The following is a 6,670-nucleotide window of genomic DNA, read 5'->3' as shown; positions in this document are numbered from 1 at the left end:
GGTGCTGCGGGTCGCGGCCTTCGCCGTCTCACGTGCGGGTCAGTGGAAGAAGTGCCGGGTCCCGGTGAAGTACATGGTCACACCGGCCTTCTTCGCGGCCTCGACGACCTGCTCGTCACGGACCGAACCGCCCGGCTGGACCACGGCCTTGATGCCGGCGGCCGTCAGGATCTCCAGCCCGTCCGGGAAGGGGAAGAAGGCGTCGGACGCGGCGTACGAGCCCTGCGCGCGCTCGGCGCCCGCCCGCTCGACGGCGAGCTTCGCCGAGTCGACGCGGTTGACCTGGCCCATGCCGACGCCGACCGAGGCGCCGTCCTTGGCGAGCAGGATCGCGTTGGACTTGACGGCCCGGCAGGCCTTCCACGCGAAGGCCAGCTCGGCGAGCTCGGCCTCGGACAGGGCCTCGCCGGTCGCGAGGGTCCAGTGGGCCGGGTCGTCGCCCTCGGCCTGGAAGAGGTCGCTCTGCTGGAGCAGCGCACCGCCGCTGATCGGCTTGAGGTCACCCGGCTGGTGCGGGGTGCCGTCCACCTTCAGGACGCGGATGTTCTTCTTCTTGGCCAGGACCTCGACCGCGCCGTCCTCGTAGGCGGGGGCGGCGATGACCTCGGTGAAGATCTCCGCGACCTGCTCGGCGAGCTCGACGGTCACCGGACGGTTGACGGCGATGACGCCGCCGAAGGCCGACAGCGGGTCGCAGGCGTGCGCCTTGCGGTGGGCGGCGGCGACGTCCGCGCCGACGGCGATGCCGCACGGGTTGGCGTGCTTGATGATCGCGACGCAGGGCTCTTCGTGGTCGTAGGCGGCGCGGCGCGCGGCCTCGGTGTCCACGTAGTTGTTGAAGGACATCTCCTTGCCGTGCAGCTGCTCGGCGTTGGCGAGCCCGCCGGGCTGTCCGTCGGTGTAGAGGGCGGCGGCCTGGTGCGGGTTCTCGCCGTAACGCAGGGTGGACTTGCGCTCCCACGCACCGGCGAGGAACTCGGGCAGCGCGCCCTCGTCGCTCTCCGGGGCGTACGCGTTCGTGAACCAGGAGGCCACGGCCACGTCGTAGGCGGCGGTGTGCTGGAAGGCCTCGGCCGCCAGCCGCTTGCGGGCGGTGAGGTCGAAGCCGCCGCCCTGGGCCGCGGCGAGGACGTCGGCGTACCGCTCGGGGCTGGTGACCACGGCGACCGACGGGTGGTTCTTGGCGGCGGCGCGGACCATCGACGGGCCGCCGATGTCGATCTGCTCGACGCACTCGTCGGGGGTGGCACCCGACTGGACGGTGGCGAGGAAGGGGTACAGGTTGACGACCACGAGGTCGAAGGGCTCGACGCCCAGCTCGGCGAGCTGGTTGCGGTGGTCCTCCAGGCGCAGGTCGGCGAGGATGCCGGCGTGCACGCGCGGGTGCAGGGTCTTGACCCGGCCGTCCAGGCACTCGGGGAAGCCGGTCAGCTCCTCGACCTTGGTGACGGGCACCCCGGCGGCGGCGATCTTCGAGGCGGTGGAGCCGGTGGAGACGAGCGCGACGCCCGCCTCGTGCAGGCCGCGGGCCAGCTCTTCCAGTCCCGTCTTGTCGTAGACGCTGATGAGCGCACGCCGGATCGGCCGCTGGGTCGTGGTCGGGTCGTTGCTCTCTACGGCGGTCACTGGATTGTTACCTTTCGTCCCTCAATGCGGTAGCCGTGCCGGGCCAGGCGCCCCACGACGTCGACGAGCAGCTGGCGCTCGACTTCCTTGATGCGCTCATGGAGAGCGGCTTCGTCGTCCTCGTCCCGGACCTCGACCACACCCTGGGCGATGATCGGACCGGTGTCCACGCCGGCGTCCACGAAGTGGACCGTGCAGCCGGTGACCTTCGCGCCGTAGGCGAGCGCGTCCCGTACGCCGTGCGCACCCGGGAAGGCGGGGAGGAGGGCGGGGTGGGTGTTGACGAACCGGCCGCCGAAGCGGTCGATGAACGCCTTGCCCACGATCTTCATGAATCCGGCGGACACGACGAGGTCCGGGGCGTGGGCGTCGGTCGCCTCGGTGAGGGCGGCGTCCCACTCCGCCCGGCTCCCGTAGTCCTTCACCGGGCAGACGAAGGTGGGAATCCCGGCCTTCTCCGCTCGTTCCAGGCCGGCGATGTTCTCCCGGTCGGCCCCCACGGCGACGACTTCGGCGCCGAAGCCCTCGGATCCGCCGGGGTGGGCGTCGATGGCGTCGAGCAGGGCCTGGAGGTTGGTGCCGGAACCGGAGACCAGCACGACCAGGCGGGAGGCGGCCATGGAGAGGCCCTTTCTCACGGAATTGCGGTGTTCGTCCTTGTGTGGTCATACGAAACTTCGGGGTACCGATATACGGGGAACCATACGAAGCCACCGACCGCCTGCAACGATACCGGCACACCGGACCGCCCCCGAGGGACGGGGGGACGGGCGGGCGGTAGCGTCTGGCGTACAAGCCGCAAACTGGCCTCACCTCGCCACGACGTCCTGCGACGTCCATGACACAGGGGAAGAAACACACCCGATGCCGGACCGCCGTCAGCCCGACGCCCCCACCGACGACAACCCCTTCGCGGCTCCCCCGGAAGGACGGCCCGACCAGCCGTGGCAGCCGCGCAGCGGCGGTGACGGCGGGAACGGGGACGGCCAGAAGGACCCGGACAAGCAGCGGGGACCGGCGCGCTGGGACCCGACGGACCCGATCCAGCGCCGCGCGCGCTACGCACTGCTGGCCGGCATGTGGGGCTTCTTCTTCGGAATCTTCGCGATCCCGTCGGTCGGCCTGCTGCTGGGTGCGCTCGCCCTGTATTGGGGAATCAGCGCCCTGCGAGGCAAGCCGGCCCCGGCGACCCCCTCGACCGCGGCGGGCACCCCGGACACTGCGAGCACCCCGAGCGCGCCGGCCGGCCTGGCCGCGCTGGGCCCGGCGGCCCGCCCCCAGCGCACGGCGGCGGTGAGCGGCCTGGTCACGGCCTCGCTGGCGATCCTGCTGGCCATGAGCTCGTACGCACTGCAGCTCGTCTACAAGGACTTCTACGTCTGCCGCGACGACGCCCTCACCCAGTCGGCGGAACTCCAGTGCAACACCCTCCTCCCGGACAACTTCGTGGGCGACATCCTGAAGGTCCGCCAGTAAACCCCCGAAGGCCCCCCTCCAACCCGGCCGACACCCGAGGCCGGGCCGACCTCTCCAACCCGCCGCCCTCCCAGCCCCGCCGGCGTTTGAGGCGCGGGGCCCGGGGCGGAGCCCGCTCTCCCAGCCTCGTCGGCGTTTGAGGCGCGGGGGCCGGGGCGAAGCCCGCTCCTTCAGCCCCGCCGCCCTCCCAGCCCGCCGGCGCTTGAGGCGCGGGGGCCAGGGCGAAGCCCGCTCCTTCAGCCCCCCCGCCCTCCCAGCCCGCCGGCGTTTGAGGCGCGGGGTCCGGGGCGAAGCCCGCTCCTTCAGCCTCGCCGCCCTCCCAGCCCGCCGGCGCTTGAGGCGCGGGGTCCGGGGCGGAGCCCCGCTCCTTTCAGCCTCGCCGGCGTTTGAGGCGCGGGGTCTGGGGCGGAGCCCCCAGCAGCGGAGCCGCACCCGCACCCGCCTACACCGGCGGCCTCCGCCGCGCCAACACCCGCGCCCCGACCACCGGCGGAGCCAACGGCGGCGCCTCGGCCGGCTTCGCCGAGATCAGGATCGGCCTGAGATCCAGGCCGAGCCCCGACACGACGGTCACGGGCCGGCGTCCCCGCACCGGCGCAACCGCCGGCCCGGCCACCACCTCCGGCTCGGCCACCACCTCCGGCTCAGGAACCGCCTCCGACTCTCGCCCAGGCACAAGCACCGGCACCGGCACCGGCGTCGCCCCCCGCACCACCTCCCCCGACGAAATCTCCGGAATCAGCGTCCCCGCGACCTTCCGCATCGCCGCCCACCGAACCTCCCGCACCCCGCTGTCGTGCCACCCGTCATTCACCGGATCCGCCGAATCCGCCGGGTCCGCCGGGTCCGCCGGATCCGCCGGATCCTCCGCATCCAGGCCGGCAGGCCCCTTGGCCGGGCGGTAGCGCCACGCATGCACCCCCACCGCCACCGGCACGGCCAGCAGCAGCGTCCACGCGAAGGCCGCCGCACCGGTCTCCCACCACACCGGCCCGAACTCGGCCAGCCGCCGCGATCCCAGCGGCCCCGCCGTGGCCGCCGCCAGCCCGGCCATCACCACGCCGCACACGAGCGCCCCCAGGGCCGCCGTGAGCGCGGTCTCCCCATACGAGACCTCGCGCGCCCGGCGTACCGCGAACCAGCCCACCGCCAGCCCGGCGACCACCGGCACGCCGACGACCGCCCAGGTCAACGGGGTCCCCGCACCCTCGGGCGGGAGCGCAGCCAGCAGCGGGAAGCGGGGCAGGCCGGGCGCGCCCGCGAAGCCGAGCGGGGTGGCCGTGACGTCGGCCCCGACGGCGAAGCCGGGTCCGAGGGCGTAGGCCGCTCCCCAGACCATGGCGTTGGGGATCAGCGTGAGTGCGAGCAGCAGGACTGCGAACCGGCCCGACCACACTCCGGTCAGCGACAGGAAAGAGGCCTGGACCTCGGCGCCGTGCCAGGCGAGCGAGGCGCCCACGAGCAGCGCGCCGCCCCCGAGGAGCACCAGGGCCCCGCCCGCCCCGGCCCGTAGCGCCAGCGCGTACCGAGGGCGTGCGACGGCCCTTAGTACGCCCCCCGGCAGCCAGGAAGGCAGCGGTCCGAGCGGACGTCCCCTGGCCCCCCACACTCCGCCGGCGGCGGCGAGCGCGGCGACCAGGGGGATGTGCCAGGCCGCGCTGATCGGGTCGGCCGGCATGGGGCCGCCCGCGGCGTACACCGTCGCGAGGGCCCCGACGGTGAGGTATCCGCAGAGCACGGCCGAGAACACGGCGCCGGCGGGCAGCACCTCCTCGTCCTCCTCGGAGGCGCCCCCCAGCCGGGCGGCCCGACGCATGAGCAGCACGGGCAGCGCGACGAGGAGCAGCGGCGTCACCCCGACGGGGGCGGGGACGCCGGACAGGGTCTCGTACCGCACCAGCTCCGTCCCGTGGGCGAGCAGCCACAGTCCGGCGGCGAGGTGGAGCGCCCCGCCGGGGCCGCTGTCGGGGTAGGGGGAGCTGATCCACAGCACGATGACGAGCACGGCGAGGAAGCCGAGCCCGAGTCCGGCCGCCACGGCGCCGCCCACTACGCATGCGGCGGCGGCCGGCGAACGGCGCCGCACGCCGGTTCGCGGGGCCGCAGACAACGGGGTCCCGGGTTCGGTCACTTGGGTCACCCCGCCATGGTGCCAACGACACGCGCTATGGGCGGGTAACAGGCGAATGTCCGTGGTGTCGCCCAATATACGTTTATGTACTTTTTCGTCCAGGGCTGTCAGGTCGCGGGGAGTGTGGCATGACACGAAGCGTCGAGGACCTGCCCGCCCCGAACGAGCGCCGCAGACTGCGCGAAGCAGCCGAGCTGACGCACGATGAGGTTGCGGCAGCGGTGGGCGTCACCGCGACCACGGTCCGATCCTGGGAATCGGGCCGCACGGCTCCCCGCGGCCGCAAGCGCGAGGCGTACATGAAATTCCTGGCGGGTCTGGCGGGCCTGCCGAGCCTGCCGGGCACCTCCGAAGCTGGGGACGAGGCCGAGGGCGAGGCCGGCGCCGAGGTCCTGGTGGCGGTCGGCGCGGCCGACCCGGCGCCAGTGGGCCTCACGGCCGGAGCCGAAGGCGTCGGTATGGGGTCCTCGGAGGCTCCCTCCGCAACGGCCGGGACCGAATCCACCGCCGAGCACACCGAGCCCGCCGAGCACACCGCGCACACCGAGCCGGCCGAACCCGCCGAGCCCACAGAGCCCCCCTCAGGGGCACCGGCACGGGGCCCGGCCGGGGACTTCGACGCCCTCTACGCCCACGCCGCCCCCGGCCTCGCCCGGCAGACCTACCTGCTCACCGGACGCCGGGCCCTCGCCCTGGAGGCCGTGGAGCGGGCGTTCATCCAGGCCTGGGCCCGCTGGCCCGAGGTGGTCACCGACCCGGACCCGGTGGGCTGGGTGCGCGCGGCCGCGTACGAGTACGCCCTCTCCCCCTGGCACCGGTTCCGGCATGCCCACCGCCATGCCGACAAGCCCCCCGCCGAGCCCGCCGACCGGATCCTGCTCGACGCCCTGCTCGCGCTGCCCGCCGTCCACCGCCGTACCGTCCTGCTCTACGACGGCGTCGGCCTCGACCTCCCCGACACCGCGGCCGAGACCGAGGCCAGCACGCCCACCGCCGGCCTCCGCCTCCTGCACGCGCACGCGGACCTCGCCGACCGGGTACCCGAACTGGCCGACGTACCGCCCGAGAACCAGTCCGAGGTGCTGCGCGAGCTGCTGGCCGCGCTGCGACCGGCCGTCGCGCTCGACCCGCGACCGGCGGCGGCCGTCCGCGGCGGCGGCGAATGGCGCACCCGGCTGATGACCCGCGCGACGCTGGGGCTGACCGCGGTGATCGCCGTCTCGACCGCCTACACGGCCGCGACCGCGCCCAGGCAGTACGACCCCGTGGAGGCACCCGGTCAGAGCGTCTCCGGCGTGCCCCCGCTGAGCGGCCCTCAGCAGCCGACAGACCGGAGCCGGTTGCTCCACGACAAGCTGCGCGCCGACCCGGAGGCCGGGCCGGCCAGGATCGCGCCGAAGGCCGAATGAGTACGGGCGTGGCCCGCACCCCGAAGGG

General features: G+C 74.1%; 5 protein-coding genes. 2 read left to right on the top strand and 3 right to left on the bottom strand.

The genetic code is table 11. The features are described from left to right. Positions 1-39: 39 nt before the first annotated feature. Positions 40-1,626, bottom strand: coding sequence for a bifunctional phosphoribosylaminoimidazolecarboxamide formyltransferase/IMP cyclohydrolase (gene purH, locus ACWGIF_RS37610; RefSeq protein ID WP_453504328.1), 1,587 nt, complete (start codon positions 1,624-1,626; stop codon positions 40-42). Then, positions 1,623-2,246, bottom strand: a complete 624-nt coding sequence (gene purN / locus ACWGIF_RS37605) for a phosphoribosylglycinamide formyltransferase (RefSeq protein ID WP_453504326.1) — start codon at positions 2,244-2,246, stop codon at positions 1,623-1,625. The genes purH and purN overlap by 4 nt, the downstream gene beginning before the upstream one ends. A gap of 244 nt (positions 2,247-2,490) precedes the next feature. Here purN and ACWGIF_RS37600 point away from each other — a divergent pair, with 244 nt between their 5' ends. Next, positions 2,491-3,102, top strand: coding sequence for a hypothetical protein (locus ACWGIF_RS37600; RefSeq protein WP_453504324.1), 612 nt, complete (start codon positions 2,491-2,493; stop codon positions 3,100-3,102). A 442-nt stretch (positions 3,103-3,544) separates the two neighbouring features. Here ACWGIF_RS37600 and ACWGIF_RS37595 read toward each other — a convergent pair whose 3' ends face one another. Continuing rightward, the gene (locus ACWGIF_RS37595; protein ID WP_453504322.1) at positions 3,545-5,242 is read right to left on the bottom strand and encodes a cell division protein PerM; all 1,698 of its coding nucleotides are present in this window, start codon (positions 5,240-5,242) and stop codon (positions 3,545-3,547) included. Between the two features lie 119 nt (positions 5,243-5,361). Between ACWGIF_RS37595 and ACWGIF_RS37590 the strand changes: the two genes are divergently transcribed. Then, positions 5,362-6,642 carry a helix-turn-helix domain-containing protein gene (locus tag ACWGIF_RS37590; RefSeq protein WP_453504320.1) on the top strand — a complete coding sequence of 427 codons (1,281 nt, stop codon included), beginning with the start codon at positions 5,362-5,364 and terminating at the stop codon, positions 6,640-6,642. Positions 6,643-6,670: the final 28 nt, after the last annotated feature.

Source organism: Streptomyces sp. NPDC054849, from assembly GCF_053610945.1.
The sequence above is the reverse complement of the archived record's forward strand: the minus strand, read 5'-3'. Positions and strand labels throughout refer to the sequence as shown.

What these genes read in the sequence shown, in the direction of transcription:
- purN (WP_453504326.1), bottom strand. Translation starts at nt 2,246, where the DNA reads ATGGCCGCCTCCCGCCTGGTCGTGCTGGTCTCCGGTTCCGGCACCAAC.
- ACWGIF_RS37600 (WP_453504324.1), top strand. Translation starts at nt 2,491, where the DNA reads ATGCCGGACCGCCGTCAGCCCGACGCCCCCACCGACGACAACCCCTTC.
- ACWGIF_RS37590 (WP_453504320.1), top strand. Translation starts at nt 5,362, where the DNA reads ATGACACGAAGCGTCGAGGACCTGCCCGCCCCGAACGAGCGCCGCAGA.